The sequence below is a fragment of the Cupriavidus sp. FW305-46 genome (genome assembly GCF_058787075.1).
Genome location: NZ_JBYSZI010000010.1, coordinates 75459 through 89762 on the forward strand (window position 1 = coordinate 75459; position 14304 = coordinate 89762).

General features: G+C 61.7%; 12 protein-coding genes. 6 read left to right on the plus strand and 6 right to left on the minus strand.

The features are described 5' to 3' along the window. Window positions 1-46 precede the first annotated feature (46 nt). A complete protein-coding gene (locus AC3WON_RS07230) occupies window positions 47-1300 on the minus strand; it encodes a flavin-containing monooxygenase (RefSeq protein WP_427309073.1) in 1254 nt (417 codons plus the stop codon). 411 nt (window positions 1301-1711) lie between these two features. On the opposite strand from AC3WON_RS07230, the gene AC3WON_RS07235 reads away from it, so the two are divergent. From AC3WON_RS07235 to AC3WON_RS07255, 5 genes are all read left to right on the plus strand, one after another. Continuing rightward, window positions 1712-2860, plus strand: a complete 1149-nt coding sequence (locus AC3WON_RS07235) for an ABC transporter ATP-binding protein (protein ID WP_492351512.1) — start codon at window positions 1712-1714, stop codon at window positions 2858-2860. A 72-nt stretch (window positions 2861-2932) separates the two neighbouring features. Further along, the gene (locus AC3WON_RS07240) at window positions 2933-3931 is read left to right on the plus strand and encodes an NAD(P)H-quinone oxidoreductase (RefSeq protein WP_492351513.1); all 999 of its coding nucleotides are present in this window, start codon (window positions 2933-2935) and stop codon (window positions 3929-3931) included. A 13-nt stretch (window positions 3932-3944) separates the two neighbouring features. Then, the gene (locus AC3WON_RS07245; RefSeq protein WP_492351514.1) at window positions 3945-4565 is read left to right on the plus strand and encodes a glutathione S-transferase; all 621 of its coding nucleotides are present in this window, start codon (window positions 3945-3947) and stop codon (window positions 4563-4565) included. A gap of 16 nt (window positions 4566-4581) precedes the next feature. Continuing rightward, window positions 4582-5043 (plus strand): type II 3-dehydroquinate dehydratase, encoded by a 462-nt coding sequence (locus tag AC3WON_RS07250; RefSeq protein WP_492317988.1) that lies wholly within the window; start codon window positions 4582-4584, stop codon window positions 5041-5043. A 79-nt stretch (window positions 5044-5122) separates the two neighbouring features. Then, entirely contained in the window at window positions 5123-6079 is a 957-nt protein-coding gene (locus AC3WON_RS07255; RefSeq protein ID WP_492351515.1) for a 2-hydroxyacid dehydrogenase, read from the plus strand. Window positions 6080-6305: 226 nt separating this feature from the next. Here AC3WON_RS07255 and AC3WON_RS07260 read toward each other — a convergent pair whose 3' ends face one another. Continuing rightward, window positions 6306-7724, minus strand: a complete 1419-nt coding sequence (locus AC3WON_RS07260) for a DUF1254 domain-containing protein (RefSeq protein WP_492351516.1) — start codon at window positions 7722-7724, stop codon at window positions 6306-6308. A gap of 793 nt (window positions 7725-8517) precedes the next feature. On the opposite strand from AC3WON_RS07260, the gene AC3WON_RS07265 reads away from it, so the two are divergent. Continuing rightward, window positions 8518-9474 carry a hypothetical protein gene (locus tag AC3WON_RS07265; RefSeq protein WP_492317985.1) on the plus strand — a complete coding sequence of 319 codons (957 nt, stop codon included), beginning with the start codon at window positions 8518-8520 and terminating at the stop codon, window positions 9472-9474. 247 nt (window positions 9475-9721) lie between these two features. Here AC3WON_RS07265 and AC3WON_RS07270 read toward each other — a convergent pair whose 3' ends face one another. The 4 genes from AC3WON_RS07270 to AC3WON_RS07285 form a co-directional block, all read right to left on the minus strand. After that, window positions 9722-9952 (minus strand): hypothetical protein, encoded by a 231-nt coding sequence (locus tag AC3WON_RS07270; RefSeq protein ID WP_492317984.1) that lies wholly within the window; start codon window positions 9950-9952, stop codon window positions 9722-9724. A 317-nt stretch (window positions 9953-10269) separates the two neighbouring features. Next, window positions 10270-10767: a hypothetical protein gene (locus tag AC3WON_RS07275; protein WP_492317983.1), complete on the minus strand. Its 498-nt coding sequence runs from the start codon at window positions 10765-10767 to the stop codon at window positions 10270-10272. Window positions 10768-10998: 231 nt separating this feature from the next. Beyond that, on the minus strand, window positions 10999-11685 hold the full coding sequence (locus tag AC3WON_RS07280) for a hypothetical protein (RefSeq protein WP_492317982.1): 687 nt from the start codon (window positions 11683-11685) through the stop codon (window positions 10999-11001). 192 nt (window positions 11686-11877) lie between these two features. After that, window positions 11878-14241: an acetamidase/formamidase family protein gene (locus AC3WON_RS07285; protein ID WP_492351517.1), complete on the minus strand. Its 2364-nt coding sequence runs from the start codon at window positions 14239-14241 to the stop codon at window positions 11878-11880. Between the last annotated feature and the right edge of the window lie 63 nt (window positions 14242-14304).

Genomic DNA, 14304 nt, shown 5'->3' on the forward strand with positions numbered 1-14304 from the left:
AACCTCGTTACCAATGACAGGTCACCGTGCAGCCTCAAGAACAAGCTCAAGACCGCTCATACGTCATGTAGCCGTTCTGGAGCACGATATGGTCAGCGATGTATTTCGCATCGTGCCAGACGCCATAGATGAAGGACGACGCCCGGTTGACCAGATTCGGCAGGCCCAGGAAATAGATGCCGCTTTCCGCGGAGATGCCGCGCTTGTGGAACGGATCTCCCTTCTCGTCGAAGGCATTCTTCACGTTCAGCCAGTTGAAATCAAACTTGAAACCGGTCGCCCAGAGAATCGTGGTGATGCCGGCGTCAGCGAGGTCGAGGCTGAGGATCGGGTGCTTGAGGCACTCCGGGTCCGGCAGCAGCTCCCAGGCGTCAGGTTCCGGCGGAAACGGCAGGCCATTCTCTTCGATATAGGCATCCGCTTCGCGCAGCACGTCGAAGTAGGCGCGGTCGCCTTCGGCGATGTTCTCGGGCAGGCCTGGCTCGAACGTCATGACGCCATCCTTGTAGGATTGGGTCAGGCCGACCAGGTTGATGCCCGCGTGCGCCAGGCGCCGGAAATCGACGGTCTTGCCGCCTTCATAGCCGCTCACGGCGAAAGCGACGTGCGCCTTCTTGGGCCGGATCCTCACTTCATCCCACAGCCCGAGGGCGCCCAGCCACCAGCAGTAGTCCCGGCCACGGTACGCGCGCGGCGGACGGTAATGCTCGCCGACCGAGAGATAAACCGTCTTGCCGGCCTGGCGCAGCTCTTCGGCGATCTGTGAGCCGGAAGCGCCCGCGCCCACCACGAGCACCCCGCCTTCCGCCAACTGGCCCGGATTCTTGTAGGCCGAGGAATGCAGCTGCCGGATTTTTTCGCTCTCGGGCACGATCTTCGGATAGGCCGGCGTCTGGAACGGGCCGGTTGCGGCAACGACGTTGTCTGCGTCGATGATGCCGTCGGATGTCGTCACCCTGAAGCCGGGACGTCCTTGATGCCGTTCCACCCGCCTGACTTCCACGCCGGTACGGACCGGCGCCTTCAGCATGGCGGCATAGCTCTCGAAATACTGGGCCATGCGCTCTTTCGACGGAAAGGTCTCCGGCGAAATGCCCTCGAATTTCATCCCGGGAAAACGGTCATGCCAGGCCGGTCCATTCGCGACCAGAGAATCCCAACGTTCCGAGCGCCAGCGTTCTGCGATTCGGCTGCGTTCCAGCACGACATGCTGCACACCCATGTGCGCGAGATGCTCGCTCATCGCGATGCCCGCCTGGCCAGCACCGACCACCACGGTGTTGATTTTTTCCACTGACATTTGAATTTCCTAAGAATGATCGCCCCGGTCAGTCGCCCCGGCACGGAAGCTTCGACGGCAAGGCGTACTGGCGCCCTGGAGACATCGCTCATCGACGGTGGCCAGTTTGATGAAGCCCACCTCGTTTGAAAATCACGTTTTTCAAACTCAGGACTTAGGAAAAAGTAAAGCGCCGGCCGAAGGGTCCCGCACCGCCCCCCGCACCCGCGCACCACAAGGCGTTCCCGGCCATCGCATCCGCGCCGCCTGCGCCTGAAAACAGGCATTTCGTTTTTTCCGAGGGACCGCATCAGTTTCGGCAAAGTCCCGATACTGGCTGTTTGACTTATCCTGCTTGCCAGTACCAGCTCGGCCTCGATGTCATTGGGCCCAAGCCTGGAGCACGGCATACTCCTCAATCTCTGTACACCTATGAACGTAGCCAACTCCGAGCCTGCCGCACAGCAACACAACGCACAGCCCGATACCGCAGTCAGCCTGGAACGGGTGGTCAAGAAGTATCACGACCACACCGTGCTGCACGAGCTCTCGCTGAAGATACGACGCGGGGAGTTCCTCACCCTGCTGGGCCCGTCCGGGTGCGGCAAGACGACGCTCCTCAACCTCATTGCAGGCTTTGCGGAAGCCGACACCGGCGAGATCTTCATCGATGGCCAGCCGGTGACCTGCGAGCCGCCGCACAAGCGGCAGATCGGCATCGTCTTCCAGAATTACGCGCTCTTTCCCCACATGACCGTCGAGCGCAATATCGGCTATGGCCTGCGTATGCGGGGCGTGAGCAAGGACGAAATCGCACAGCGCGTGAAGCAGGTGATGGACCTGGTGAAGCTGGACGGCCTCGGGCACCGCAAGCCGCGCGAACTCTCGGGCGGCCAGCAGCAGCGCGTGGCGCTGGCGCGGGCACTGGTGATCCAGCCCAAGGTACTGCTGCTGGACGAGCCCTTCTCGGCCCTGGACAAGAACCTGCGCGGCTCCATGCAGGTAGAGATCCGGGAAATCCAGCGCCGCTTGCGCCTGACCACGGTATTCGTCACCCACGACCAGGGCGAGGCGCTGGCCATGTCCGACCGGATCGCGGTGATGTCGAACGGCACCATTCGGCAGATCGCGTCGCCGGCCGATCTGTATCAGAACCCGCAAGACCCGTTCGTGGCGTCCTTCCTGGGCGACGTGAATATCCTGCCAGCGCATTATCACGGCCAGACGGCAACGGACGTGCAACTGCGCCTGGGCTCGGGGCTCATCAGCTTTCCGCATGCCCGCCTGGCCGACGCATCGCACGACGGGGAAAGGCTGGACGTGTACGTGCGCCCGGAGCACATCAAGCTTGAGCATCTGCATGCCGAATCGGTGTTGAGCGGCACGGTGATCAATCACGTCTACCAGGGCGATCACATCAATACGTTCATCGACGTGGACATTCCGATGACGGCCCGTCAGGTCGTCACGGTGCGCAGTGCGGGCCTGGGCGCCATGCAGCAATGGCCCATCGGCTCGGTCGCGGGACTTGCGCTGCCAGATGAGGGTGTCAGCATTTTCAGTCCGCAGAAGCGGACGTAAGAGCAGATGCAAGAACGCAACGTGAAGGCATGACACAACGCGTCAGACAACGCCGCCTGAGAGAACACACCCATGACCAGTCTTCCCCGCTCCATGCAAGCCATCATCGCCCGTGAACCCGGCGACGCCGGTGTGCTAACGCTGGCCGAGCGCCCCATGCCCGAGCCCGGTGCTGGCGAAGTCCTGCTACGCGTGCTCGCCGCCGGCGTCAACCGGCCCGACATCATGCAGCGTCAAGGTATCGCCAAGCCCGCGCCCGGCATCACCGACGTGCTCGGGCTGGAAGTCTGCGGCGAAGTGGTCGCCTGCGGTCCCGGTGTGGACAGCCAGCTGATGGGCCAGCGGCTGATGAGCCTGGTGCCCGGCGGCGGCTATGCGCCGTGGTGTACGGCGCCGGTCGATCAGTCCTTCATCGTGCCCGGCACGCTTTCCGATGTTGAGGCAGCCGCCTTGCCCGAGGGGCTGTTCACCGTGTGGCACAACCTGTTCGAGCTGGGCCGCCTGGCCATGGGCGAAACCGTCCTGATCCACGGTGCAGCCGGCGGCATCGGCACGCTCACGATCCGCATGGCGCATGCCGCCGGCGCAACCGTCATCGTCACGGACAACGACGAAAGCCGTTTTCCGGAACTGCGCGCCATGGGCGCCGATGCGACGATCTGCTGGCCCACCACCGATTTCACCAAGGCCTGCCTGGAGCACACCGATGGGCGCGGGGTCGACGTGGTCATCGATATCGTCGGCGGCGACTATGTCCGCCGCAATCTTGCCGCCATGGCCTTCGGCGGCCGCCATGTCAGCCTGTCCTTCATGCAGGGTTCGGCGGTCAATGTCGAACTGCTGACGCTGATGCAGCGCCAGGTGAGCCTGCACTCGTCCACCATGCGCCCCCAGAGCCATTACGAAAAGACCCGGATGGCCCAGAGCCTTGCCCGCCATGTCATGCCGCTGCTGAAGAACGGACGGGTCAAGCCGCGCATCCACGCCACCTTCCCGCTCGCGGAGGCGGTCGCGTCCCACCAGATGCTGGAAAGCGGCAAGGTCTTCGGCAAGCTGGTCCTGATCCCATAGAGGCCAATTAACCATGCTGAAACTCCTTTTCGCTCCGACCTCGCCATTCGTGCGCAAGGTCATGGTCTGCGCACACCTGACGGGGCAGGCCGAATCCATCGAGCTGCTGGACAGCGCCGCCCATCCGGTGCGGCGCGACCCGCGCATCGCGGCCCACAACCCGCTCGCCAAAGTCCCGACGCTGATCCTGGAAAATGGCCAGTCCATCTATGACAGCCGGGTGATTTGCGAGTACCTGACCAGCCGGGCAGACGCCGCGGACATCTTTCCCGCCTCCGGCCCCGCGCGCTGGACGGCCCTGACCCGCCAGGCGCTCGGCGATGGCCTGCTCGACGCCGCGCTGCTCGCGCGCTACGAACGGACGGCGCGCCCCGAGGAAGTCCAGTGGCCCACGTGGCGCGAAGCGCTGCTGACGAAAGTCAGCGCCTGCCTCGAGTCAATCGACGCCATCGCACCGGACCTGGCGGAAGAACAGCCCACCATCGGTGAAATCACCATTGGCTGCGCGCTGGGGTATCTGGACTTCCGGTTTCCCGAACTCGACTGGCGCGCCCAATACCGCAACGCGGCACGCTGGAATGAGGCTTTCCAAAGCCTGCCCGCCATGCAGGCCACGCGCCCCCACGAAGGTTGAGATACAGAGGCAGAACATGAGCGAGAGAATCACCATCTGGTTCCTGAACGGCCCCAACGCCAATCTATATGGCCTGGACGCCAACAAGACGTACGGCAGCGACAGCTTTCCGGTGCTGCAGTCTCGATGCGAGAAAAAGGCCGCGTCCCTGAATGCCGACCTGCGCTTCTTGCAGTCGAACTACGAGGGACAGCTGGTCGACTGGATCCAGGAAGCGCGCGGCGTGGCGGACGGCATCATCATCAATGCGGCCGGCCTGACCTACTCGTCGATTCCGATCCTCGATGCCTTGCTGTCTTTCCCCGGCAAGATCATTGAAACCCATATGAGCAACATCTGGAAGCGCGAGCCGTTCCGCCACCACTCCTACATCTCCAAGGTGGCGGATGGCGTGATCGCCGGGCTGGGCGGCGACGGCTACGAATTTGCCATCGAGGCCGTCACGCGGCTGGTGCAGAAGGGCAGAGCAGCGGTCTGATTTCCCATGCGCACGCGGAACGGCAGCAAGATGTACTCTCGCTGTCGTCCTTGCCATTATTCTCAATGCAGTTGCCAAGATGCCAATTTCTGAAGACACCCCGTCGGGCGCGCTGGCCTTCTACAGCGCATTCGACGATTTCGACACGTGGAAGCGCGCGCTCCAGGCCCAGCTCCCGAAGCTGAAGGTCATTCACTCCAGCGAAATCACCCGGCCGGCCGACATTCACTACGCGCTCGCCTGGAAACCGCCGGAGAATTTCTTTGCCGGGATGACGAACCTGCGCCTGATCGTCAATTTGGGGGCGGGGGTTGATTCACTGGTTCAGCGGCAGGACCTTCCCCAAGGCATTCCGATCACACGGCTCACGGACCCGCAGATGGCGCGCATGATGGCGGGGTACGTGCTGTTCGCTGTGCTGCGGCACGCCCGGGACATCCCGTACTTCGAGCAGGCGCAGCGGCGGGGCGAGTGGGCCTACCGTCATCCCCGTTCTCCGGAAGACATCCGCGTGGCGGTTCTGGGGCTCGGTCAGCTGGGCGCGAGAGCGGCCCACGAACTGCAGCGCCAGGGGCTCAAGGTGATCGGCTGGTCGCGCAGCCCGGCGCAGATCGAAGGCGTGGAATGCTTTGCCGGACTGGAAACGCTCGACACCGTGCTCGGACAGGCGGACATTGTCGTCGTGATGCTGCCGCTCACGCCGCAGACGGCTGGCATCCTGGATCGGGCGCGACTCGAGCGGCTGCCGCGAGGCGCGGCCTTCATCAACGTCGCGCGGGGCGCACTGGTCGATCAGGCGGCGCTTACGGACCTGCTCCAAAGCGGCCACATCGGCGGGGCAACCCTGGATGTTTTCGAGCGCGAACCTTTGCCTGCCGGGGATCCGCTGTGGAGCATGCCTAATGTGCTGATCACACCCCACCTGGCTTCGGTGGCGATTCCGTCGTCTGCGGCGAGGCAGATTGCGGAGAATATTATTCGCGTTTCTGCCGGGGAATTGCCGGAGAGCATCATCGATCCAGCACGTGGATATTGAGGTATGGACTACGTCCGGCGTAATGCGCCGGACACGTGGAAGGGGTGAGAGACGCGATCAAAATGGAGCGAAGCGGTTCTGGCTTGGCGGCGAAGAAGGGACTCGGGTCGCGAGCCCGGCTTGTTCCAATCAGGCAAGTAACCCTGACCGGCTGCTTTCTCCATAGCGGGCGTCTACATCAGACTGCTGTTTCGCTGGGTGACATGTCATCACGCAGAGGGGCACATCACCCGACACGTTGGATATCCGGCAGCTTCCAGGTCTTGTCGAACCAGGGCTGCAGCGGACCGTAGAGGCGGAAAATCGTAAACCAACTCTTGCCCGGAACCGTCTGTACCCAATTGTCAACATTCGTGGGTCGCTTAGGGCTGAAGTAGACATCCACGCTGCCGTCCGGATTCGCCTTTGGTTTGGTCTGGCTGGAGAGGCTGGGGAAGCGCTGATCAGTTTGCAACATGGAGCGCGTCTGTGTGTCATACAGGACAACCGACCAGAAATCTTTGGCCGGCACATCGGCGGGAACGCGCAAACGATAGGTCTTTGCACCATCGAAAGCCTGGCCGTTCGCATCCAGATTGGCCGATGCGTATTGTGACCCAACCCCCGGCATCGCTACGGCCATTGCGGGTGTGTTGACCGTGGCCGCATAGAAGAACATGGTTCGCGCGTCGAAATTGCGCGCCCCGCCCTTGGTCAGCCATTCGTAGCTGCCGCCAATGAACGGTGTATTCCAGTGGGCATTAGGATAGATTCTTGCTTCCTTGGCTCGGCTGCGAAAATCAATCGAACGGGCAATGGCGTTCCCGGTGGCGACTGCGTCGGTGAGGATCTTCTTCATTCGGGCATCGGGCGCAAAGGGCTGGCCCTTGACCAGTCCGATGTCATTAAAGATGCCCATCATGTCGGGGCCGTACGAATCCTCAGGTTCTTCCTGGACGATCTGGTTAAGCTCGGAAAAGAAGCTGAAATCGTTGGCGTGCACCGTATTCATTTCCCGGCCAGAAAGTTCGACGAAGTTCGGCTCGTGCGGCCGACCAGCCTCGGAGAGCGGGTAGACGCGCATATGCTGCCGGATGCTGTCCACTGCCGCCCGGGTCGACCCGTCCTTCATAAAGCCGCGACCCAGCACCAGGTTGCCGTAGGTCGGGGATTTGAAGGTGAAATAGCCTTCCGGCACGGCGCCCTTGTAATCCGGAGGCAGGATCAGGTACTTCCCGCCCTTGCCCTTGTCAGGGCCGGCATTGCCAAGGTCGGCAACATAGCGGAACCAGAAGTCGTTGACTACGCCCAGCACGTTAGGAGGACTCTCGATGACGACGGGGCCGTTCTTTAGGTCAATCCACGTTGCGTAGTAAATGCTTTCGGTATTGGCCGTCAGGTACAGCGACCTTGAATCCATCAGGTCCTGAAAGATGCCGATCGTTCCGTTGACTGCGCCGACGGCGCGACTGCCAGTGCGCAGGCCCACCATGGAGGCGCCGGGAATACCGTTGAGAAAAGCTTCGATGCCGCGGCTGAAATCCAGCTGATCATAGACCTTGGAAGCGGTATCCTCTGTCGGCACACCATCGAAGAAGCGCAGCGTGCCGATGCGCGTTTCAACCAACGAGTCGGCGACTCGACAGGTGCCGAATGACTGGTTCAACGACAGCAGACGTAGTCTGTCGGTCTTCGAGGGGGCAGCAACTAGCTTAAGGAGCAGTCACTCAACTGTAATTTCCCGATGACCGCTACTGGCCGTCTGCGGGCATAGTCGGCACGAACTACCCCCGGCTCAAACGCGTCTTTGGTTCCCGCGAGGCGATCATGGAGGCTAACGACTCCGACTTGTTCGACGCCTTGGCGACCCTTCATTCATTCCACGATCGATTCCGCTTCTTCGACGGAGGACTTGCCACGTGGAAGCGACAGTTCCCAACATTCAACGACCCAAAGCGGGTGCGAGAAACTTTGGCATATTTGGTCCATGGGGCCGGTGACATTGTGGAACGCATGGCAAATGCCATTTACTCCCCTCGCTACAAGCTTGACGAATTCGGCTGACGATGAGGACTGGCCATTTCCCACGCTCACGGAACTTGTGAAGTTACGGTGGTAAGGGAAACCCAGGGTCGCCTATCGACCCCAAATTTCTCCTCACGCACTCCATAACCGGTTTGCAGCGATTGCGGTCCATCGAGGAGGAATGGTCCTGTAATCGGCCAGACCCGGAAGCTCAGAAGAGTCAACCAGGCGGCGAACAGCCGCGCCTGCTCCGTGCGCGGGTCGTGGCGCAGGAAGCGAATGCGCCTGCGCACCTGGTCCAGCAGTCGAACGGTGCGCAACGGAGGTAGTCTGTCTGGTGCGCTGGGAGGGGGGTTCCGCGCAGGTGCGATTGACGTGACAGACATGCGGTATAAACGCGTCGGCGGTTAAGCAGCCATAGAGGAGGAGCAAAAATGAGAAACCTGAATCGATACGTTTTGGTGTTTGCAATGCTTGTTCTGCAAGGGCATCAATCTCTCGCGCAGGTTCCGCCAGACCTGCCACAGGCGTTAGTCGACGCAAACGAGGCGTACGAGAACATTGTGAGCGTCGAGAAGATTCTTCGTCGCATTGAGAACGGCGAAGACCCTGGAGCCGAGCATTTTGGAAGCGACTGGAGCAAGCTCGTCGACGGCTACCGGCGAGCAGGACAGAAACTCGACGCTGCAAGCGAGGGCGACTACAAAGATGTAGTGCTCACACCTGTCTCAGCCGAGGCGTTGGCCAAGTGTTCATCGCGACCTGCAGCCGTGGAGGTGCTCAGGGAGAATGCGAAGGCGCTGAGCAGTAAGGCAGCCGCTCACAAGAGCGAATTGCGCGATCTAGATGAGCAGAAGAAGCGCATCGACAGCAATCGAGAAGCGCTTAAGTACATGATCGACATGACGAGGCAAGCCGCCCATGTCCCGGTGATCGGATCAACCTTTGTGTGGGACTGGTATGCCTTGGAAGCTGGGGTGCGGCCTGCGCTCGGCGCCTATGACCAATCGGTTTCGCGTTACCGAAGGAAGGTGGTGCGCGCACGCGATAGAACGGAAAGCCAGCTCGAGAATCTCAACCACAACTGGATGATGCTTCCGGCATGCGAACCGAACGCCCATCCAGCCGCAGGAACGTACGTGGGAAACAAGGGTAGTAGTCAGCAACACCGGCTCGTTATCAATGCCGATGGCCGAACGGGACTCTACGTCGTCAGGAATGCGTCGGGCTACACGGCCAGCGATGCAGTTCGCAACATTTCCATCAATGGTACTTCGATAAGCTGGATGGATAGTGCGCCAAGGAGTGGCACGATAAGCGCAAACTACAAGACGATCTCCCACAAGTCCTGCTCGCAGTGTACCCCGGCAGTGTTGAAGCGGATCAACTGATCCCGCACCGCGCGATTCTCAATGCAATGCAGGAACCTTAAACGACAAAACCCCGAGACGCTGGGCCGCCGGGGTTAAGTCTTTCTTGAAACATAGATCATCATAGAGGTCGTCGTAGTAATCGTCGTCAGGCGACTGCTCTCGTGGCTCCTCGCAGGCAGCCAGCCTCGTACCGTCCCCCCCAAAAAAATAACCGCAGCCGAAGCTGCGGTTATTCCATCCCACCGGAGCTACACCCCCGGCCACATCAGCATCCCCACGCCACCGGACAAATCTCCGCCGCCGTCCGATCAAACTTCGCCTTGATCATCTCCACCAGGCACCGGATACCAAAGCAAGCATCCGAACATTCGCTTTCCACTTCCAACAGAACCAGCACCCTGTCCAATCCAGCACTGATGCAATTCAGCGATTCGCGACAATCTTCCAGATTGGCGATCAAGACGGTTTGTTGTTTCGACGCGGTTTGTTCTTCCATTGCGAGCTCCTATCAAAGTTGGAAGTCCCGCCTGATACCTGCATTAAAAGGGTGGCGGGCCTGACAGCGGGGGTACCAATACCGGCTCATTAACAGGATAGTCCGGCCAGCCTTGCGGCTGCCCCGCCCCGGCCCGCCATTAAACTGAGGGATGTGGACGTGCGACTTTGGCCGCATGAGACGGCCACCTGTAATGAGATCCGGGTTGGTACGCCCGATCACCGTTGTCTCGGTGATGGCTCTAGTGTCCCCATCTCTGTCGTCTATGGCGATCAGACGATTCGCAATCTTCCGGCGCTTCGTTGTCAGGCAGTTGCCTAGCGAATCCTGTCGAACCCGCCAGCGGCCCAGCGCTCGGCGCTGTCCCGCGTCAGCCGAAAGTCGGGCCGCACCTTCACAGTCGCCAGCACATCGCCGAAGGCATCTTCAGCCGTGAGCGTGCCAAAGGGCTCGAATTCGTCCGGCGTAATGACGAGCTTCACAATCACAGTGCCGGATTCAGACTCGATACTGACCTGCTTGTTGAGCTGCGCATGCAGTTGCTGCTCATGCCGCCGGATCACCTCTGAAGCGGTCTTCACCAGCGTCTGGTGCGCGGTGGCATCCAGCGGCTTGGGATCGACCTTGTTCCGTCCCATGGTCCAGGGCCCGACCAGCGCGGGCTCGGCGCTGCCGTCGCGGATCATTTCGACTGCCCAGCCGTCGCCATCCTCGTTCTTGATGACGCGGGCGGTCCAGCCCTTGTCGCGCCAGAGGCGGGGTTCGTGGATGGCGGTGGATTCGTGCTCGGGGAGCGCGTCGTCGGTGTGGTGCATCAATCTCGTGGTACGGGTCGGGGAACCCGCGAGGATACTATAGGGGCCGGCAGGCAGCGTTCGGCCGTGCGTGTTGGCGCCCGGCAGTTGCTGAAAGGCCGGCCGGCGGCGGGGTTGCTCCCCTCTTAAATGAGTTCCTTCATCAAGCGCTCGACAGTCATCGGTCGATTGAAATTCAGGAGTAATGCTCGCATTGCGGACGCACCTTCAGGAACATGCCGGAAGGTCATGCTATCCCTGATCCTTCTCAAACAGCGCGCTTTCCAGTAGCTCACGTGCCTCCCTTCCATGAAGCCAAATGCAACGCTTCCATTCTTCGGTGGCTCCGTGTCTTCCTAAATATGCCTCGCGCTCTTCGGCGGTTAAGGATTCCCAGAATGGAGACCAATAGTTATCCCACCAATATTCAAGGTCGCCTTGCAGGAATCCCAGCTTAAGCGGTTCGCTAATCTCCGGGAAGGCGACCCACGGAGGCGGTGGACTTGAGTTGGCCACTACTATGCGATCAAACACCGAAGTATCGTTGGTCATCACTGACACTATTGATCCAGTAAACTCATTACTGAACGCAATGGAAATGAGAAAATCTACAGCCTCATTGCCGCTGCGTTTTATATACAAGTGCTCATCAATTTTATCGAATCCGATTTTAATGTCTTCGATAAACCCATGCACCTTATCCGACTCCAGCTGAAAGTGAGCGTAAAAGGCATTTATGCCCGCTCCGGGTAATAAGCTGGAAATTTCAGGGTACTTAGATGGCCTCTTTTCAGTCACTGATAGTTGCATCGCATCTAGCGGACGAGCAAATAAACGTTGCAATTCTTCCCGCGAGCGTCCGAAGCGTGCTCGGAGAGCTCGATTCCGCTCCTCGGCGATACGCCTGTGAGTCAACATGTCGCGCAATTTCTTGAGCACTTATCTCACTCCATTTGATCGACCACCCAGTCCGCGCCCCAATAACCTAGGCTTCCGCCGATGATGCCATGGCTAGCGCCGCGCCGGCAGTAGCCGGGGCGCTTGCGCTATCGATCACGGGACAGCCCAGCAGGCTGCCGTTCGCGGCCAGCGTCGGATACGCATATGGGTCTTGCGCCGTGCGACAGCCTGCTAGGCGCGGCTGAACATCGACTTCCTGATAATGGCATGCACGCCCCAGTTGCCATTGACCACCTGCGTGATACCAAAATCCACCGCAACCGAGATCAGCGCGACCGCCTCATCTTCACTCAGCCCCTTGACCGACATGAGGAAGCGGCGTGTCTTGCGGAAGGCGTCGCGCATGGCGTCGTCCAGGGTGGACTTCAGGTAGATATGGCTCTGCGCCATCTGGCCCAGTTCAGCCAGGTGGTTCGGCGAGCTGAAGCCGTGCAGGATCCATTCGTCGGCGGTTTCCACCAGCGGGTAGCTCAGGTCGGCGAAGGGAGCGTCGCGGTCGATCAAGGTGCTCTTGTGCAGGATGAGCTGGAAGTCACCGGTGAGCGAGCATTCGATGGCCGTGCCGCACAGCTCGGAGTCTCCCTGGGAGGCATGGGGATCGCCAATCGACAGCAGGGCGCCCGGTACGGCTACCCTGAGGTAGACGCTGGCGCCGCGGGTGACGCGCCAGTTGTCCAGGTTGCCGGCGAAGCTGGAGGGCGGGATGGAGTCGATCAGGCCGTCCTGCGCCGGCGCCACGGCGATGACGCCGAAGTGGGGGCGGACCGGTATCTCGATATCGCGCAGCACGTCGTAGTTCTTGACGATGGTGTCGTGATCGACGGGCACGCCGGGATAGTCGATGGTCGGGTGCAGCACGCCGAACGGATCGCGCTGCGGCGTCCAGCGGAAGTTGTAGACTGCGCGCGCACGGCTGTCGGCGCGTTCGCAATCGATCTCGAAGACGGTGACCACTTCGCGCTCGCGCGGCTCGGTCAGCATGTCGCGGTAATGAAAGCCCCACCAGGTCGCGGCGTTGCTGCCGAAGGCCCTGCCGGCAAAGCGCGGGTTGCAGCACGGGCGCGGGCGCACGTCCAGGATGCGCACCTCCAGCACATCGCCGGGCATGGCGCCGCGCACCGCGACCGGGCCGGTGCAGATATGCACGCCAAAGCCTTCGCCCGCGCCGCGGCCATAGACCGAGGCGTCGATGGGGCCCGCGCCGCGCCGGTTGACGTTCTTTTGCTCCGCGGTCCAGTGAAAGACGCTTTCGGCGCCGGCGTCGCCGTCGATCATGCGTTCCCGGTCGTCAGAGGCGTGCTGCGTCAGGGTTTCGATGGTGACGGTGTCGCCGGGCATGACCTCAAGCACGGGCGGCAGATCGTGGCTGAGATAGCCCCAGTGCACGGTCTTGTCCGTGGCCTGCAGCCAGTGGTGCCGGCCTTCCGGGCGCGCGGCGTGCGAGCGGGCCTGGGTGATGGGGACGATGGTGGGCGCCGCTTGCAGGCGCGCAGCAGAGCCATCGTTCGCGGGCGCGCCAGGACTGGCCGGAGCGCGTTTCGCATGGGCCGGAAGCCCGCGGGAGACATTCTGCGGTGGGCGATGCTCGGGCGTGTTCGCGGCCTGCTCACGGTAGGCGCGGGGCGAGATCCCGAACTGTTCGCGAAACGCGTGGCTGAAGTGCGAAGGGTCGTTAAAGCCCCAGCGATAGCAGATGTCGGAGACCGAGAGCTTGTCGTATTGGTGGTTGGCCAGGTCGGCCCGGCATCGCTCAAGCCGGCTGGTGCGCAGGTAGGCGGAAAAGCTGCTGCCGGATTTCTCGAAGAGCTTCTGCAGGTAGCGGGCCGACATGCGCTCGTCTGCGGCGATGGCGGCGAGGCTGAGCTCCGGCTCGGCAAGGCGTGCGTCAATGCGGCTGCAGACGCGCGCAAAGACGGCCGCGCGCGAGGGCGTCATGTCCGGCGGTGCGCTGGGCTGGCTGTCGGCCAGCGCGGCGTCAAGGCAGGCGGTGATGGTGTTGTCGAAGGGCTGGATGGCCTTGGCGTTTGCGGACACGATGGTGTCGAAGCTGGCCGCCATGGACTGGAGCAGGCGGGCAAACAGTTCCGCGGCGTCGCCGCTCAGCACCAGCGCGGAGCGAGGCAAGGGGGCGGTGATGCGTGCGCTCAGCAATGCCTGGCCGATGTGCACGATCAGCATCCGGAAGCTGGTGGCCAGGGCCAGCCTGCGGGCGGCGTGTTCCGGCACGCAGACCACCTGCCCCGGCCGCAGCGGTTCACGCAGTTCCGGCGCAGCGAGGTGCGCTTCGCCTTCGGTCAGCATCAGCAGCATCAGGCCGCGGCCGTCGCCGCTGGTGATGGCCAGCGTCTGGGGGACCGATGCAATGCAGGTCAGCTCGATGCCCGCGGGGGTGGTCCGCGACTCGATCGTGCCGTGCAGGGTGTGATCCGCGCACAGGCTTTCGCAATGCAGGCGTGCGGCGCGGAGTTCGTCACGCCAGGCTGCGCCGCGCCGGTTGCGTGGATAGGCTTCGGTGGAAAAACGCAAAAGGTGCAATTGAGCCTCCCTGGCATCACGCTGCAACAGCGAAAACGGGCGGACATTGCTGTCCGCCGCGCA